Origin of the sequence: Pseudomonas mohnii (assembly GCF_900105115.1) — a bacterium.
Taxonomy (GTDB): Bacteria; Pseudomonadota; Gammaproteobacteria; order Pseudomonadales; family Pseudomonadaceae; genus Aquipseudomonas; species Aquipseudomonas mohnii.
Window position 1 is genome coordinate 4,101,369 of the sequence record NZ_FNRV01000001.1, and the last position, 15,681, is coordinate 4,117,049.

The following is a 15,681-nucleotide window of genomic DNA, read 5'->3' on the forward strand; positions in this document are numbered from 1 at the left end:
AGCGTCATCGGTATGAATTAGGACCGCAACGAACACTGGGCAGTTCGCCGTTATACTCGCCGCTCTGTTTGGGAGCCAGCATGATTTCTTTGCCGATTGATGAAGTTTTACCCGCCCTGCGTGAAGCCTTGGCGACACGCCACGAAGCCGTGCTCGAAGCACCGCCCGGCGCCGGTAAAACCACCCGCGTGCCCTTGGCCTTGCTCAACGAGCCGTGGCTGGCCGGGCAAACCATCCTGATGCTCGAGCCGCGCCGGTTGGCGGCGCGTGCGGCAGCGGAGCGCCTGGCCAGTGAACTGGGCGAGAAAGTCGGCGAAACCGTGGGTTATCGCATTCGGCTCGACAGCAAGGTCGGCCCCAACACCCGCATCGAAGTGGTCACCGAAGGCATCCTCACCCGGCGCTTGCAGGACGACCCGGCACTGGAAGGCGTGGGCCTGCTGATCTTCGACGAATTTCACGAACGCAGCCTCGACGCCGACCTCGCGTTGGCCCTGAGCCTCAATGGCCGGGAGCTGTTTCGCGACGATCAACCGCTGAAAATCCTGCTGATGTCCGCAACCCTGGAGGGCGAACGCCTGGCCGGGCTACTGGACGATGCGCCGATCCTGCGCAGCGAAGGGCGCATGTACCCGGTGGCGATGCGTTGGGGGCGGCCATTCCAGGCGGGTGAATTCATCGAGCCACGGCTGGTGCAGACCATTCTCGAAGCCTTGAACGATGAGACCGGCAGCGTGCTGGTGTTCCTGCCCGGACAAGCGGAAATTCGACGCGTGCATCAACAACTGGCCGATGTGCTGGGCGACAACCCTCAGGTGTTGCTCTGTCCGTTGCATGGCGAACTGGACCTGGCCGCGCAACGTGCGGCGATCGACCCGGCGCCGGTGGGCCAACGCAAAGTGGTGCTGGCCACCAACATCGCCGAGACCAGCCTGACCATCGACGGCGTGCGCGTGGTGATTGATGCCGGGTTGGCGCGGGTGCCGCGTTTCGACCCTGGCAGCGGCATGACCCGCCTCGACACTCAGCGTATCTCCAAGGCCAGCGCTACCCAGCGTGCGGGCCGCGCCGGGCGACTGGAGCCCGGCGTGTGTTATCGCCTGTGGTCACAGGATCAGCACGAACAGCTGGCGGCCTACGGCAGTGCGGAGATCCTTTCGGCGGACCTCGCCGGTCTGGCCTTGCAACTCGGCCGCTGGGGCGTGACGCCCGGGCAATTGGTCTGGCTCGATGTACCCCCCGCCGCCGCGTACGCCCAGGCGCAGGACCTGCTCGAACGTTTGGGCGCACTGGATGGCCAAACGCTGACCCGTCACGGTCAGGCCATGGCCGAGTTGCCGGCGCATCCGCGCATCGCCCATTTGCTGTTGCGCGGCCAGGCCCTGGGTTTGGCAAACATGGCCTGCGATGTCGCGGCGCTGCTTGGCGAGCGCGACATCTTGCGCGGTGCCGGCGCGGATCTGCACAGCCGACTGGTGCTGTTGTCCGGCGAGGCGCGCGCCGCTCGCGGTGCCCAGGGCGGGGTGCAGCGGGCGCGGCAACTGGCGCGGCAATATCGAGGCTATCTGCGCGGCAAGGCAACGCAGCCGGTCAGCGATCCCGATCACCCGCGCTGGCTCGGCGCGCTGCTGGCACTGGCCTATCCCGATCGCGTCGCCCAACAACGACGCGCGAGCGGTGCCGAGTATCGCCTGGCCAACGGCCGTGCAGCCCTGTTCGCCGAAGCAGACAGCCTGATGAAGCAACCCTGGCTGGTAATCGCCGACCTCGGCAGTCGTCAGGGCCAGCGTGAAGAGCGGATTTATCTGGCGACGGATTTCGATCCGGCACTGTTCGACTCGGTACTGGCCGAGCAGGTGCGTGTGGTCGATCAACTGGATTGGGATGAGCGCGAAGGCGTGTTACGGGCCGAGCGTCAGCGCAAGGTCGGGGAACTGATCCTCAGCCGCGAACCGCTGACCGGCCTCGATGAAACCGCCCGCAGTCAGGCGCTGGTCAATCTGGTCCGGCGCAAGGGTCTGGAATTGTTGCCGTGGACGCCGGAGCTGCGTCAGTGGCAGGCGCGGGTCGCCTTGTTGCGCCAGTTGGATCTGGCGGGCAAGGGCGAGAGCGAGTGGCCGGATGTCAGCGACGCCGCGTTGCTCAAAAGCCTGGAGCACTGGTTGATGCCGTATCTGGGCAAGGTCTCACGGCTCAGTCACTTCGCTAACCTGGACCTGTCGAGCATCGTCCATAACCTGCTGCCATGGCCGCTTCCGCAACGGCTCGACGAGCTGGCACCGCATCATTTGAGCGTGCCGTCGGGCTCGTCGATCCGTCTGGATTACAGCGAACAACCGCCGATTCTGGCGGTGCGCCTGCAAGAGCTGTTTGGCCTGGCCGAGACCCCGCGCATCGCCGGTGGCCGGCAGGTGGTCAAGCTGCATCTGTTGTCCCCGGCGCGGCGGCCGGTGCAGGTGACGCAAGACCTGGCGAACTTCTGGCGCAGCACCTACGCCGAAGTGAAGAAGGACTTGAAGGGGCGCTACCCGAAACACTACTGGCCAGATGATCCGTTGGTGGCCGAAGCGACCGCACGGATCAAGCCGCGTAAGTAGGCGCTGGCTTGCCAGCGAAGGCGGCATCAAGGTCGGTGCAAGTCTCCACGGCCCTTTCGCCGGCAAGCCGGCTGCTACAGATGGCGTCCGCCGAACCACCATGGAACTTGTGGGAGCTGGCTTGCCAGCGAAGGCGTCCTGCAAAACACCACAGATTCCAAACCCTTCGCCAGCAAGCTGGTGCCTACAGGGTCGGGTGTGTTTTTTCGGATTTTTCGGTGAGCTGCTCGCGGCAGTAATCGGCGAACAGCTGCGCCGGTTTGGTCAATTGGCCGCGTTTCAACCACGCTGCCACCAGTCCTGACCCCGTGACGTCTTCGACAATGTCCACGCACACCACTTTTTGCCCGTCATAGGTGCACTCCGAATGCGGCCGCGTGACCAGGATCGAGAAGCCAAACCCTTGCCCGACCATTCCGCGCACCATCTCGATCGACGGTGAGCTGAAGGCAATGTGCGGCGTCAGGCCCAGTTCCTCGAACAGGCTGACGAAGTAGGTCCGGCTCGGCTGTACATCCAGCAGAATCATCGGCTCCAGGCACAGGTCGCGCAGCGACACTTGCTTCAACTGGGCAAAGCGATGATCCGCCGGCAGCAAGGCATAAGGGCGCTGCGCCGGCATCAGGGGTTCGGTCTGGATGGTGGCGTCCAGGTCGTGCTCATAGAGAATCGCCAGATCGAAGGTGCCCGAGGTCAGGCCTTGCACCAACTCTTGCTGCTCACCGTCGCGGATCCGGATTTTTACCCCCGGGTACAGTGCCGAAAACCCCGCAATCAGCTTTGGCAGATACAGCGGTGCGACGGTTTCGAAGCAGCCGATATCGATTTGCCCGGCCACCACGTCGTTATCGGCCAGAGCGTTCTGTTCGAACTCCTTGGCCATGCGCAGCAGTTCCTGGGCCTTGCGGTAGAAACGTGCCCCGCTGGGCGTCAGGGAGACGCCCTGGGCGTGATGGCGGATCAGCAGTTGCACGCCGAAGCTGTCTTCCAGGCCTTTGATCGCCGTGGAGATCGCCGGTTGGGCGATATACAACTTGCGCGAAGCCTCGGCGACGCTGCCGCAATCGACGGTGGTAATGAAGTACTTCAATTGACGCAGGTTGTAGGCGGCCACGACAAACCTCGGGACGGACGGGTAAGGCATCCAAGCAATTTACGCACCGCCCGTATCCCTTCAGGCGAAGTTTTTCTCGCGTTTGAACAATAACCACAAGCGGCGCAACCAGGGAGATTGGCTACCCAGTTTTTTCATCGTCTGCGAAGACATTTTTACTATTTTTCCTCGACACGGGCCTGGGCCACCATCCATGCACAAGAAAAGCCCTTGGAGCATCTGAACGTGTTCGAGCTTGCATATTGGCAAAACAAGGCCGCTGCGCTGCGGCTACCCGACCAGGCCGTGATCGACGGTAAATCCCGTGCGGCGCAGTCGGGACAGACATTCGCGGCCATCAACCCCGCCACCGGCCAGTGCCTGGCCAACGTGGCGGCTTGCGGTGAGGAGGACGTCGACGCAGCGGTGCGCAACGCGCGGCAGGTGTTCGAAGCCGGCACTTGGGCGGCGCGTTCGCCGAGCGAGCGCAAGCAGGTGCTATTGCGCCTGGCGGATCTGATTCTGGCCCATCGCGAAGAACTGGCGCTGCTCGATTCGCTGAACATGGGCAAACCCGTCATGGACGCCTACAACATTGACGTGCCGGGCGCCGCCGGGGTGTTTCGCTGGTACGCCGAGAGCCTCGACAAACTCTACGATCAGGTCGCCCCCAGCGCACAGAACGTGCTGGCGACCATCACCCGCGAAGCGTTGGGCGTGGTCGCGGCCGTGGTGCCCTGGAACTTTCCGCTGGATATGGCCGCGTGGAAACTCGCGCCAGCCCTGGCGGCGGGCAACTCGGTAATCCTCAAGCCGGCCGAGCAATCGCCGTTTTCCGCGCTGCGTCTGGCCGAGCTGGCGCTGGAAGCCGGACTGCCGGCCGGTGTGCTCAACGTGTTGCCGGGGCTTGGCGAACAGACCGGTAAAGCCCTCGGCCTGCACCCGGATGTCGATTGCCTGGTGTTCACCGGCTCCACCGAAGTCGGCAAATACTTCATGCAGTACTCGGCGCAATCGAACCTGAAACAGGTATGGCTGGAGTGCGGCGGCAAGAGTGCGAACCTGGTGTTCGCCGACTGTCAGGACCTGGATCTGGCGGCGCAGAAGGCGGCGTTCGGCATCTTCTTCAATCAGGGTGAAGTCTGTTCCGCCAACTCGCGGTTATTGGTGCAGCGCTCGATTCACGATGAGTTTGTCGAGCGCCTCAAAGCCCAGGCCGAGTGCTGGCAGCCGGGCGATCCTCTGGACCCGTCGAGCACTGCCGGCGCCATCGTCGACAGCCGCCAGACGGCACGCATCATGACGTTCATCCAGCAAGCCGGGCAGCAGGGCGCGACCCGCGTCTGTGGTGGCCGGCAGTCGATCTTCAATGGCTCCGACAACTTTATCCAGCCGACCATTTTTACCGGCGTGAGCCCGGACATGCCGCTGTTTCGCGATGAGGTGTTCGGCCCGGTGCTGGCGGTCACGGCGTTCGATGACGAGGCCCACGCCTTGCAACTGGCCAACGACAGCGTCTACGGTCTGGCGGCGTCGCTGTGGACCGACGACCTCAATCGCGCCCACCGCGTGGCGCGACAATTGCGAGCCGGTACCGTGTCGGTCAACAGCGTTGATGCGCTGGACGTGACCGTGCCTTTCGGCGGTGGCAAACAGTCCGGTTTTGGCCGTGACCTGTCGCTGCACTCATTCGATAAATACACCCAGTTGAAGACCACCTGGTTTCAATTGCGCTGATAACAAAATGGAGAACTGGCGATGACCACCCCACGTGAAACCCGCGACTACCAGGCCGCCGACGCCGCGCACCACATCCACGCATTTGTCGATCAAAAGGCACTCAACGAGGAAGGGCCCCGGGTGATGGTCCGTGGCGAGCGCCTGCACCTGTGGGACAACGACGGTCGGCGTTATCTCGACGGCATGTCCGGGCTGTGGTGCACCAACCTCGGCTACGGGCGCAAGGACCTGGCGTTGGCGGCGAGCCAGCAGTTGGAACAGTTGCCGTACTACAACATGTTTTTCCACACCACTCACCCGCAGGTGATCGAGCTTTCCGAGCTGTTGTTCAGCCTGTTGCCGGGTCACTACAGCCACGCGATCTACACCAACTCCGGCTCTGAAGCCAACGAAGTGTTGATCCGCACGGTGCGGCGTTATTGGCAGGTGCTCGGCAAGCCCGAGAAGAAAATCATGATCGGCCGCTGGAACGGCTACCACGGTTCGACCCTGGCCGCGACGGCGCTCGGGGGCATGAAGTTCATGCACGAAATGGGCGGCATGATCCCCGACATCGAGCACATCGACGAGCCGTACTTCTTCGCCCACGAAGGTAACCTGACGCCGGCCGAATTCGGTCTGCGCGCGGCGCAGCAACTGGAAGCGAAGATTCTCGAACTCGGCGCGGACAAGGTCGCCGGCTTCATCGCCGAGCCGTTCCAGGGCGCGGGCGGCATGATCTTCCCGCCGGAAAGCTACTGGCCGGAAATCCAGCGCATCTGCCGCAAGTACGACGTGCTGTTGTGCGCCGACGAAGTGATCGGCGGCTTCGGTCGTACTGGCGAATGGTTCGCCCACGAGTACTTCGGTTTCGAGCCGGACACCCTGTCCATCGCCAAGGGCCTGACCTCGGGCTACATCCCGATGGGAGGCCTGGTGCTGTCGAAAAAAATGGCCCGGGTGCTGGTGGAGCAGGGCGGGGTGTTCGCCCACGGCCTGACCTATTCCGGGCACCCGGTGGCGGCGGCGGTGGCGATTGCCAACCTCAAGGCATTGCGCGATGAAGGGGTGGTGACGCGGGTCAAGGATGACATCGGTCCGTACCTGCAACAGTGCCTGCGCGAGGTGTTCGGCAATCACCCGCTGGTGGGCGATATCCAGGGCACGGGCATGGTGGCGGCACTGCAACTGGCCGAAGACAAGACCAGCCGCAAACGCTTTGCCAACGAGAACGACATCGCCTGGCGCTGCCGCACGATTGGCTTTGAAGAAGGGGTGATCATTCGTTCGACGCTGGGGCGGATGATCATGGCGCCAGCGTTGATTGCCAGCCGTGAAGAGATCGATGAGCTGGTGGGCAAGACCCTGAAAGCGGTCGATCGTACGGCGCAGGAATACGGCCGGCTCTGACACCGCCTGAAGGTCCTGCGGACCTTATCGCGGGCAAGCCACGCTCCCACAGGTTATGTGTCGTGCTTAAACGTGCGACCGACACATGACCTGTGGGAGCGGGCTTGCCCGCGATTGCTTTTGCCCATTCAACACCCCTTTCATTTTTGCACCCACCCCGTGCACCCCCTCCAACGCTGCCCTTTTTCCGCGCACGCTACCCAGTTTTTTCATCATTCCCATCGACATATTTCCTCATTTTCCTGAGCCCTGCCTTGGGCCAACATCGACTTCGCCAGTCAGCCCATGCTGCCCAACCAAAGGTCCGTCAGAGATCGCCGGTGGCAGCTGATGTTCAGGGCCGCTGGCCGTACTGCCCATCAAAACTAAATCAACAGCTTTGGGAGTGCCCTATGATCAAGTCCTTGCTTACCCGCGTTACTTATCCACTGGCGGTCACCGCCATCGCCGCGACGGTCGCCACCAGCGCCCAGGCCGGCACCCTGTCCATCGGTCACACCACCTGGGTCGGTTACGGCACCCTCTACCTGGCCCAGGACCTGGGCTACTTCAAGGAAAACGGTTTGACCGTGGAACTGCCCGTCGTCGAAGAGGCTTCGATGTACATGGCTGCGCAAGCGTCGGGCGAGTTGTCGGGCTCGGCTTCGACCATCGACGAAGTGCTGAAATACCGTCCGCAATTCTGCTTCAAGGCGGTGGCCGCGCTGGATGACAGCCATGGTGGCGACGGCGTGCTGGTGGGCAAGGACGTCAAGAGCCTGCAGGAGCTCAAGGGCAAGTCCGTGGCGGTCAATGAAGGCTCGACCTCGCAGTTCTGGTTGTCTTACCTGCTGAAAAAACATGGCATGACCATGAGCGACATCACTGTGCAGAACATGACGGCTGACGACGCCGCCACCGCCTTCATCGCCGGTCGCGTGCCCGCCGCCGTGACCTGGGAACCGCACCTGTCGATGGTCCGCGACAAGCAACAGGGCAAGGTGCTGATCGACAGCAGCAGCACGCCGGGCGTGATCGTCGACGTGGTGGCACTCAACTGCACCGTCATCGAAAAACAACCGGAAGACGTCAAGGCCCTGGTGGCCGGTCTGTACAAAGCGGTGCAGTACACCAAGGACCACCCGGAGCAGGCCTACACCATCATGGCCAAGGGCGTCGGCGGCTACCTCGCCGATCCGAAGGAGCTGGCGGCGGCCGCAAAAGGCGTGCGCTTCTACGATCAGGCCATGAGCGAAAAACTGCTCGGCTCGCCGGGCAAGCCGGGTGACAGCGAACCGCTGATCAAGCTGGCCAACGAGACCGCCAGCGAGTTGCAGGGCAAGCCTTACAACGTCAGCAATGACGACCTGATCGACAACCGTTTCGTCAGTCCGCTCTAGGAGGTCTGCATGTTCAAGCGCAATTCATGGCTGAGCCGCTGCATCACGCCCAAGACCGGCCTGCCGGTGTCGGTGATCTGGAGTGCGAGCGGCCTGGCCTGGGTCTTGTTGGTCGGCCTCTGGGCCGGCTTGTCCTACGGCGGCGTGGTGCCGGGCATGTTCCTGCCGACACCGGGCGCCGTGGTCGAGGCCGCCGTGCGCCTGGGTCGCGACGGCACGCTCGGCCAGCATGTCTGGGCCAGCGTCGAAGTGGTGATGGTCGGTTTTATTGTCTCGTCCCTGGTCGCCGTGCCGCTGGGGTTGCTGATGGGCAGCTTTCGCATCGTCCAGGCGTTTCTCGAGCCGATGGTCAACTTCATCCGCTACCTGCCGGTCACGTCCTTCGTGCCGCTGTTCATTCTGTGGATCGGCATCGGTCTGGAGCAGCGGGTGTCGGTGATTATCTTCGGCGTGTTCTTCCAGCAACTGGTGATGATCGCGGATGTGTCCAAGGGCATCTCCAAGGACTTGATCAACGCCTCCTACACCCTTGGCTCTAACCGTCGTGACGCCGTGCTGCACGTAATTGCCCCGGCGTCCTTGCCGGGCGTGCTCGACACCCTGCGCGTGACCATGGGCTGGGCCTGGACTTACCTGGTCGTCGCTGAACTGGTCGCGGCCTCCAGTGGCCTGGGTTACCTGAGCCTCAAAGCCATGCGCGGCTTTCAAGTGGATGTGATTTTCCTGGCCATCGCGATCATCGGCCTGCTGGGCCTCGCGACCGATCAACTGTTCCGCTTCCTACGTCTGAGGATCACCGCATGGGCTCAGTAACCGCTGCCAATCATCGATTCGCCACCCCCCAGGCCACTGCGGTGCAGGCCGCGCCACGACTGCAAGTGGACAAGGTCAGCCTGCGTTACAAGAAACCCGATGGCGGCACGTTTACCGCGCTGGAAGAGGTGTCGTTCGACGTGCCGGATCAGCAATTCGCCGTGCTGGTCGGCCCTTCGGGGTGCGGTAAGTCGAGCCTGCTGTACCTCACGGCCGGCCTGAACGAGCCCACTTCGGGCGAGATTTATGTGGGGGGCCAGCAAGTGCAGGGGCCCGGTGCGGATCGCGGCATGGTGTTCCAGAGCTACACGCTGTTCCCGTGGCTGACCGTGCGCCAGAACGTCGAGTTCGGACTCAAGCGGCGTGGCATGCCGGCGGCGCAACGCAAGGACATTGTCGACTACTACGTCAACGAAGTCGGCCTGAGCAACTTCGCCGACAACTACGCCAAGCAGTTGTCCGGCGGCATGATGCAGCGTGTGGCGATCGCTCGCGCGCTGGCCAACGACCCGCAGATTCTGCTGATGGACGAGCCCTTCGGTGCCCTCGACAGCCAGACGCGCCTGCAAATGCAGCAGCTGCTGTTGCGGGTCTGGGGCCACAGCAAGAAAACCGTGTTGTTCGTCACCCATGACATCGACGAAGCGATTCTGCTGGGTGACCGGGTCTATGTGATGGGCGCACGTCCCGGGCGGATCAAGCAGATTCTCGACGTGCCGATCGAGCGCCCGCGCACGCTGGACATGGTCATGGAGCACTCGTTCATTGACATGAAACGCAAGATTTTCGGCTTGCTGCATGACGACCTGGAAGAGGTGCATTGATGCACGTTCTTTGTGGGAGCGAGCTGGCTCCCACAGGGGCGGTGTTGGCCTGGAGTCTGGCGCTAAGGCGCCGCCGGCAGCAGGAACCGGGCGATCACCGGCAAGTGATCGGAGATGCGTAATGTATCGTCCTGTCGCACCCTCGCTTCGACCCGTTTGATGCGCGGGCTGTAAAACAGGAAGTCGACAGTCCGGTCCGGGCCGCTGACGTTCGTATCGTTCGGGTAGTGCGTCAGCCAGCGCGCGCGGTCGATGCCACTGGCTTCGTTGTTGGTGGGGATCATCGGGTATTTGTCCCACAGCACATGCAAGGCGCTGTCGGAGGAATAGGGCGTGCGTTGCTCGCTGGGCAGGCGCTGGTATTGACCCAGGGGCAGGAGGTTGAAGTCGCCGCCGATCAACCACGGCGTGCCACGGCTTTCGAATTTGTCGAGGACCTTGGCCTCGGCCGAGACTTGCGCTTGCAGGGTTTCGTCGGGTTGGGTCGCACGGTCCAGATGGGTGTTGAGGACCGCCATCTGGCCGCCGTCGCTCAACGGCAGGTAGGTCAGCAACAAGGCGTTTTTCGGCTTGAACTGACGGCTGATCAGGTTGACCTCCGACACGGGCAGTTGCAGGCGCTCGGCGTGTTCGAGCTCGTAGCGGCTCAAGGTCGCCAGTTGCCGGCCAACGCTGCCGAAAATGTGCGGATCAGGGATGAAGTCGGCTTTCCAGTCGAACGCGTGGGCACTGCATGGATAAAGGTCGGCGACCCGCTCCTGCAAGAGCTTGAGCTGATTCTGGTAGTCGCTGGCCTTGGCGCCGTCATCGAGTTCCTGCAACAGCACGATGTCCGGTTGCTCGTCACGAATCACCCGCGCCACCTCATCGAGGCTGAAGGCCATGTCGTCGGCGGTGGGGGCTTCATCGGTGCCGGCCGCCAGGTCATTCCAGAACACGTAGCGCTTGCCCGCCAGGTACTGGACGTTCCAGGTCATCACCTTCAACGCCTGGCCAGGCGCCAGGGTCGGGGCCTGAGTACTGCAACTGACCGGCAGCACCTCCCTGGCGTCAGGACGCCAGGTCAGGCTGTAGACCATCGCGCCTGCCAGGGCGATCACAATCAACAATCCCAGCAGGGTGTAGCGCAATGGTCGGATCATGGCTCGGCTTATTATCTTATTATTGTGTTACGAGGATAGACCCCGAGCATACCCGACTGACAAGCCATCGCCCACGGTCAGCGTGGTCCATCGATTTTTTCCGGCGTATCGCCGATCAGCATGAACAGGCGGAACAGCACCACGCTGGTGAACAGTTGCAGGAAGCTGTGGGCACTGTCGATCAACAGCGAGATCATCGGGTTCTGCGGGTCGGGATACACCGCCAGCGTCGCGCCCTTGAGCACCCACAACGGCCCCATCACGCACAGAATGCACACCAGGATGCGCATGAAATGCCCGCGGGTCAGGCGCAGGCTTTCCTTCATCGCCGCCAGCGGGGCCAGGCCACGCAGCACCAGCAGGTATTCGCCGAAAGCCAGGGTCACCATCAGCCAGATGCCCGGCAGGAAATACAGCGACAGGCCGAGCAGTATCAGCACGGTATTGAGGGCCGTCAGCAAGGCAAAGCGCGGCCACAGGTAGGCGGACCTTGTCAGCAGATCGCGGTTACGGGGCGATTCCCCACGGCTGCGGGCATCGAGAAACAGAATCAGCGCGGCGGTGTACAGCGGATAGATCAGCAAACCGACGATCACGCTGATGCCTGGAAAACTGTCGGGCTCGGTCGAATGGTCGACCACTTGTTGCAGCAGGGCCTCGATGATCACCAGCGGCAGGCACAGTTGCACAATCTGGCCCAGATTGCGTTTGAAGAAGTACAGGGAGTCACGCAGTACGTCGAACGGATTCATCAGTCGGTATCGCAGGTTGAAAGCAGTGGTCCACTTTAACCGATGATGTGCACAAGGGCACAAACGTAAACGTTCGGTAAAGGTCATTGAAACAACTTGTTTCAGCCTCCATTAAGGTCAGGCACCTTATCCTCGGTGGATACAGGCAACGATTTTCCCGGCAATCTAAGAGGTCGCCATGAACAGCGAAGAACAAACCCTGATCGATGGACTGTTTTCCCGGCTGCAACAGGCCGAAACGAACTCAGCCCCGCGCGACGCCCAGGCCGAGGCGCGGATCAAGGAACACCTGACTCGCCAGCCCGCAGCGGGTTATTTCATGACCCAGGCGATTCTGGTGCAAGAGGCGGCGATCAAGAGCCTCGACGAGCAGAACAAGCAACTGACGGCACAAATCCAGCAATTGCAGGCCGAACTGCAGCAGGCCAAGGCGCAGACAGCAGCGCCGGCCCCGAGCAGTGGCGGCTTTCTGTCGAGCATCTTTGGTGGCAGCGCCCGCGACCCGCAGCCGGCGCCCAGCCAAAGCGCACCGGTATCGAGTGGTGGCGGCTGGCGTGAGCCAGGGCGGTCGTCGTTCGGTGGCCAACCGCCGCAGCAAAACTACGGTGCTCCGCAGCAGGGCTTTGCACAGCAGGGCTATGCGCCGCAGCAGCAGGCTCCGGCAGCGGCCGGCAGCAGTTTCCTCGGTGGCGCGCTGAAAACCGCCGCGGGCGTCGCGGGTGGCGTAATGCTGGCGCAAGGCATCAGCAGCCTGTTCCATAACAATCAGCAACCGCAGGAAATCGTCGAAGTCATCAAGGAAGAGCCGGCCCAGGTCAGCGACCAGAGCAACAATGGCTGGGGCGATGACCAGCGTATGGCGGGCAACGATTCCTACAGCAACGACCAGGGCGGCTTTACTGACGCCGACTACAACGATGACAGCTCATCGTTCTTCGGCGGTGACGACGACTCTTTCGTCTGACCCTTCTGTTGCACCTGACCTGTGGCGAGCTCGCTCGCCACAGGTGTCATTCCAAAGGTGTCACTCCCCAACGTTGCCCATTCCACAGGTGCCATTCGTCCGAGGCGTCCGGATGCCTCGGGCCGATTATTCGCGGAATACGCCTTCAGGCTGGCATACTGGGCGCCTTTTCGGGCCTGGTGCCTGATCCTGCCTGCGCCCAAGGGGATGTGCGGTGAAAAAAATCGCAGTGTTCGCCGATGTCCAGAACCTCTACTACACCGTGCGTCAGGCTTACGGTTGCCACTTCAATTACGCCGCGCTGTGGGCTGAAATCAGCAAGCAGGGGCAGATTGTCGAGGCCTACGCCTACGCCATCGATCGCGGCGACAGCAAACAGCAGCAGTTCCAGCAGATCCTGCGCAACCTCGGGTTCACCGTGAAGCTCAAGCCCTTCATCCAGCGCAGCGACGGCTCGGCCAAGGGCGACTGGGACGTGGGCATCACCCTCGACATCATGGACGCCGCCGACCATGTCGACGAAGTGGTGCTGGCCTCCGGCGACGGTGATTTCGACATGCTGCTCGAGCGCATCATCAGCAAGCACGGCGTGCAAGCGGTGGCCTACGGCGTGCCGGGCCTGACCGCCAATTCGCTGATCCGCGCGGCCAGCCGCTACGTGCCGATCGAAGGCGCGCTGCTGCTCAAGAATTGATTTTTACGGAGTTGAAACAGGTTTGGAACGCATCGCAGTCATCGACTTTGAAACCACCGGGATCTCCCCGAGCAGCAGCTGCCGGGCCACGGAAATTGCCGTGGTGATCCTTGAACAAGGGCGCATCGTCGAGCGTTACCAGAGCCTGATGAATGCCGGCGTGCGTGTCCCGGCCTTCATCGAACAACTCACCGGCATCAGCAACGCCATGCTGCGCACCGCGCCATCGGCCGAGCAGGTGATGAACGAGGTCAACGAATTCGTCGGCACCACGCCGTTACTGGCGCACAACGCCGCGTTCGACCAGAAATTCTGGGACTTCGAGCTCGGGCAGATCAAACGCATGCGTTTGCAGAGCTTCGCCTGTTCGCTGCTGTTGGCTCGGCGCCTGATGCCTGGGGCGCCCAACCACAAACTTGGCACCCTCACCACTTTTGCCAATCTGCCCCACACCGGCAAGGCCCACCGGGCCATGGCGGACGCGGAAATGGCCGCCAACCTTACGGTGCACCTGGCCGAAGAACTGCGCCAGAAACACGGCGTGCGCGAGTTGTCCCACGACCTGCTGTGCAAGTTGCAGAAAGTGCCGGCGGCAAAAGTGGGCGAACATCTGAAGCGCTATCGCGGCTTCTGACTACACCGCAGATTCCCTGTAGGAGCCGGCTCGCTCCGACAGGTTGTTCACTTTCCATTGCCCTCGATGTGCCCCAGCGGCACGCGCTTCTCTATCGCGCTCGACAACACAATTGACGTCTTGCTGAAGCCGAACGTGGCGATCCGGTTGATCAACTCTTCCAGCTCCGGCATCGAACCCACCGCCGCCTGCATGATCACGCAGGGATCGCCCGTCACCCGGTGGCATTCAGTCAACTGTGGGATTTTGATCAGGTCGTCGTAGGCTCTCTGGTTGCCGTGCTGGTTCAGGCGCAGTTCGATCACGCACTGGATCGGCAGGCCCAGCTTGGCCATGTCAACTTTCGCCTGGTAACCGGTGATGACGCCGCTGGCTTCGAGCTTGGCCACGCGTTCGGCCACGGCGGGGGCGGACAGGTTGACCTTGCGCGCCAGGTCGGCGTAGGACGCGCGACCGTTTTCCAGCAGGGCGCTGAGCAGCATGCGGTCGTATTTATCCACGGGGCGACTCCTGAAAAGGGCTGACTTTCGAAACAACGGTATATAGCGCTGAACTCCGTGTTTTGAAAAGTGTACCGGCGCTTTAAAAAGGTTTTGTAACTTATTTTCTGCTGTCAGCCTTTCTAGAATAGCTGCTCACTTGTCTTGCCTGTGAGCTGCCCCCCATGCCTGGCCTACGTCGTTTTCCCTTACCGCTGATCGCCGCCTTCTTCGCCTTGTATGTGATTTGGGGCTCGACCTACCTGGTGATCCGCATCGGCGTGGAGTATTGGCCGCCGCTGCTGCTGGCCGGGATTCGCTTCGTCATTGCCGGGAGCTTGATGTACGCCTTCCTGCGCTGGCGCGGGGCACCGGCACCGACCTGGGCGCAATGGAAAGCCGCGGGCATCATCGGTGTGTTGTTGCTGGCGTGCGGCAACGGCGCGGTCAGCGTGGCTGAGCACACGGGCGTGGCCTCAGGTGTCGCCGCCCTGGCGGTGGCGACGGTGCCGTTGTTCACCTTGCTCTGTGGCTACTTGTGGGGCGCGCGCAATACCCGTCTCGAATGGGCCGGGATTGTCCTCGGGCTGATCGGTATCGCCATGCTCAACCTCGGTTCCAACCTGCAATCGAGCCCGCTGGGCGCCGCGTTGTTGATCTTTGCAGCAGCCACCTGGGCCTTCGGCTCGGTGTGGAGCAAACACTTGCCATTGCCTCAGGGTGCCATGGCCAGTGCCGTGGAAATGCTGGTGGGCGGGGTGGTGTTGCTGATCGGCAGTGCCGTGAGCGGCGAACACCTGGAAAAGATGCCACCGATCGAAGGCTGGGCCGCGCTGGCGTACCTGACCGTGTTCGGTTCGATCATCGCCTTCAACGCCTACATGTATCTGTTGAAACACGTGCGCCCGGCGGCGGCCACCAGTTATGCCTACGTCAACCCGGCGGTGGCGGTGTTGCTGGGGATCGTGTTTGTCGGCGAGACCATCGGTATCGAAGAAGGGCTGGCGATGCTGGTGATCATCAGTGCCGTGGTGTTGATCGGTCTGCCGCAGTGGCGCCGTTCGCCACCGCAGCCGGTGGTGAAGGCAGTGCCGACAGAATCCCGTGTGAATTAGGGTAAACTGCGCGCCATTGCACATTTGTTTGCACACTTGTTTTGCACAACCCGCGCTGAATTTTCC

Annotated in this window: 14 protein-coding genes; 10 read left to right on the forward strand and 4 right to left on the reverse strand. The window is 62.3% G+C overall.

Annotation, left to right across the window (positions count from 1 at the left end):
• The first annotated feature begins 80 nt into the window (after positions 1 to 80).
• On the forward strand, positions 81 to 2,597 hold the full coding sequence (hrpB, locus tag BLV61_RS19060) for an ATP-dependent helicase HrpB (protein WP_090466918.1): 2,517 nt from the start codon (positions 81 to 83) through the stop codon (positions 2,595 to 2,597).
• A gap of 184 nt (positions 2,598 to 2,781) precedes the next feature.
• Here hrpB and BLV61_RS19065 read toward each other — a convergent pair whose 3' ends face one another.
• Positions 2,782 to 3,711 (reverse strand): LysR substrate-binding domain-containing protein, encoded by a 930-nt coding sequence (locus BLV61_RS19065; protein WP_047533647.1) that lies wholly within the window; start codon positions 3,709 to 3,711, stop codon positions 2,782 to 2,784.
• A 225-nt stretch (positions 3,712 to 3,936) separates the two neighbouring features.
• Between BLV61_RS19065 and BLV61_RS19070 the strand changes: the two genes are divergently transcribed.
• The 5 genes from BLV61_RS19070 (at position 3,937) to BLV61_RS19090 (ending at position 9,835) form a co-directional block, all read left to right on the forward strand.
• Positions 3,937 to 5,427 carry an aldehyde dehydrogenase gene (locus BLV61_RS19070; protein ID WP_047539085.1) on the forward strand — a complete coding sequence of 497 codons (1,491 nt, stop codon included), beginning with the start codon at positions 3,937 to 3,939 and terminating at the stop codon, positions 5,425 to 5,427.
• A gap of 21 nt (positions 5,428 to 5,448) precedes the next feature.
• Entirely contained in the window at positions 5,449 to 6,819 is a 1,371-nt protein-coding gene (locus BLV61_RS19075) for an aspartate aminotransferase family protein (protein ID WP_090466921.1), read from the forward strand.
• Positions 6,820 to 7,211: 392 nt separating this feature from the next.
• Positions 7,212 to 8,198 (forward strand): ABC transporter substrate-binding protein, encoded by a 987-nt coding sequence (locus tag BLV61_RS19080; protein ID WP_047533642.1) that lies wholly within the window; start codon positions 7,212 to 7,214, stop codon positions 8,196 to 8,198.
• Between the two features lie 9 nt (positions 8,199 to 8,207).
• A complete protein-coding gene (locus tag BLV61_RS19085; protein ID WP_047533639.1) occupies positions 8,208 to 9,011 on the forward strand; it encodes an ABC transporter permease in 804 nt (267 codons plus the stop codon).
• On the forward strand, positions 8,999 to 9,835 hold the full coding sequence (locus tag BLV61_RS19090) for an ABC transporter ATP-binding protein (RefSeq protein WP_047533636.1): 837 nt from the start codon (positions 8,999 to 9,001) through the stop codon (positions 9,833 to 9,835). The genes BLV61_RS19085 and BLV61_RS19090 overlap by 13 nt, the downstream gene beginning before the upstream one ends.
• 62 nt (positions 9,836 to 9,897) lie before the next feature.
• Here BLV61_RS19090 and BLV61_RS19095 read toward each other — a convergent pair whose 3' ends face one another.
• On the reverse strand, positions 9,898 to 10,977 hold the full coding sequence (locus BLV61_RS19095; RefSeq protein WP_090466923.1) for an endonuclease/exonuclease/phosphatase family protein: 1,080 nt from the start codon (positions 10,975 to 10,977) through the stop codon (positions 9,898 to 9,900).
• Positions 10,978 to 11,054: 77 nt separating this feature from the next.
• Complete coding sequence (locus tag BLV61_RS19100) at positions 11,055 to 11,729, reverse strand: YciC family protein (RefSeq protein WP_047533630.1); 675 nt, start codon at positions 11,727 to 11,729, stop codon at positions 11,055 to 11,057.
• A gap of 178 nt (positions 11,730 to 11,907) precedes the next feature.
• Here BLV61_RS19100 and BLV61_RS19105 point away from each other — a divergent pair, with 178 nt between their 5' ends.
• From BLV61_RS19105 to BLV61_RS19115, 3 genes are all read left to right on the forward strand, one after another.
• Entirely contained in the window at positions 11,908 to 12,693 is a 786-nt protein-coding gene (locus BLV61_RS19105; protein ID WP_090466925.1) for a DUF2076 domain-containing protein, read from the forward strand.
• Positions 12,694 to 12,907: 214 nt separating this feature from the next.
• Positions 12,908 to 13,387, forward strand: coding sequence for an NYN domain-containing protein (locus BLV61_RS19110; RefSeq protein ID WP_047533625.1), 480 nt, complete (start codon positions 12,908 to 12,910; stop codon positions 13,385 to 13,387).
• A 22-nt stretch (positions 13,388 to 13,409) separates the two neighbouring features.
• Complete coding sequence (locus BLV61_RS19115; RefSeq protein ID WP_090466927.1) at positions 13,410 to 14,021, forward strand: 3'-5' exonuclease; 612 nt, start codon at positions 13,410 to 13,412, stop codon at positions 14,019 to 14,021.
• Between the two features lie 47 nt (positions 14,022 to 14,068).
• Here BLV61_RS19115 and BLV61_RS19120 read toward each other — a convergent pair whose 3' ends face one another.
• Positions 14,069 to 14,521, reverse strand: coding sequence for an Lrp/AsnC family transcriptional regulator (locus BLV61_RS19120; RefSeq protein ID WP_047533619.1), 453 nt, complete (start codon positions 14,519 to 14,521; stop codon positions 14,069 to 14,071).
• A gap of 164 nt (positions 14,522 to 14,685) precedes the next feature.
• Between BLV61_RS19120 and yedA the strand changes: the two genes are divergently transcribed.
• The gene (gene yedA, locus BLV61_RS19125; RefSeq protein ID WP_047533616.1) at positions 14,686 to 15,615 is read left to right on the forward strand and encodes a drug/metabolite exporter YedA; all 930 of its coding nucleotides are present in this window, start codon (positions 14,686 to 14,688) and stop codon (positions 15,613 to 15,615) included.
• The last annotated feature ends 66 nt before the right edge of the window (positions 15,616 to 15,681 follow it).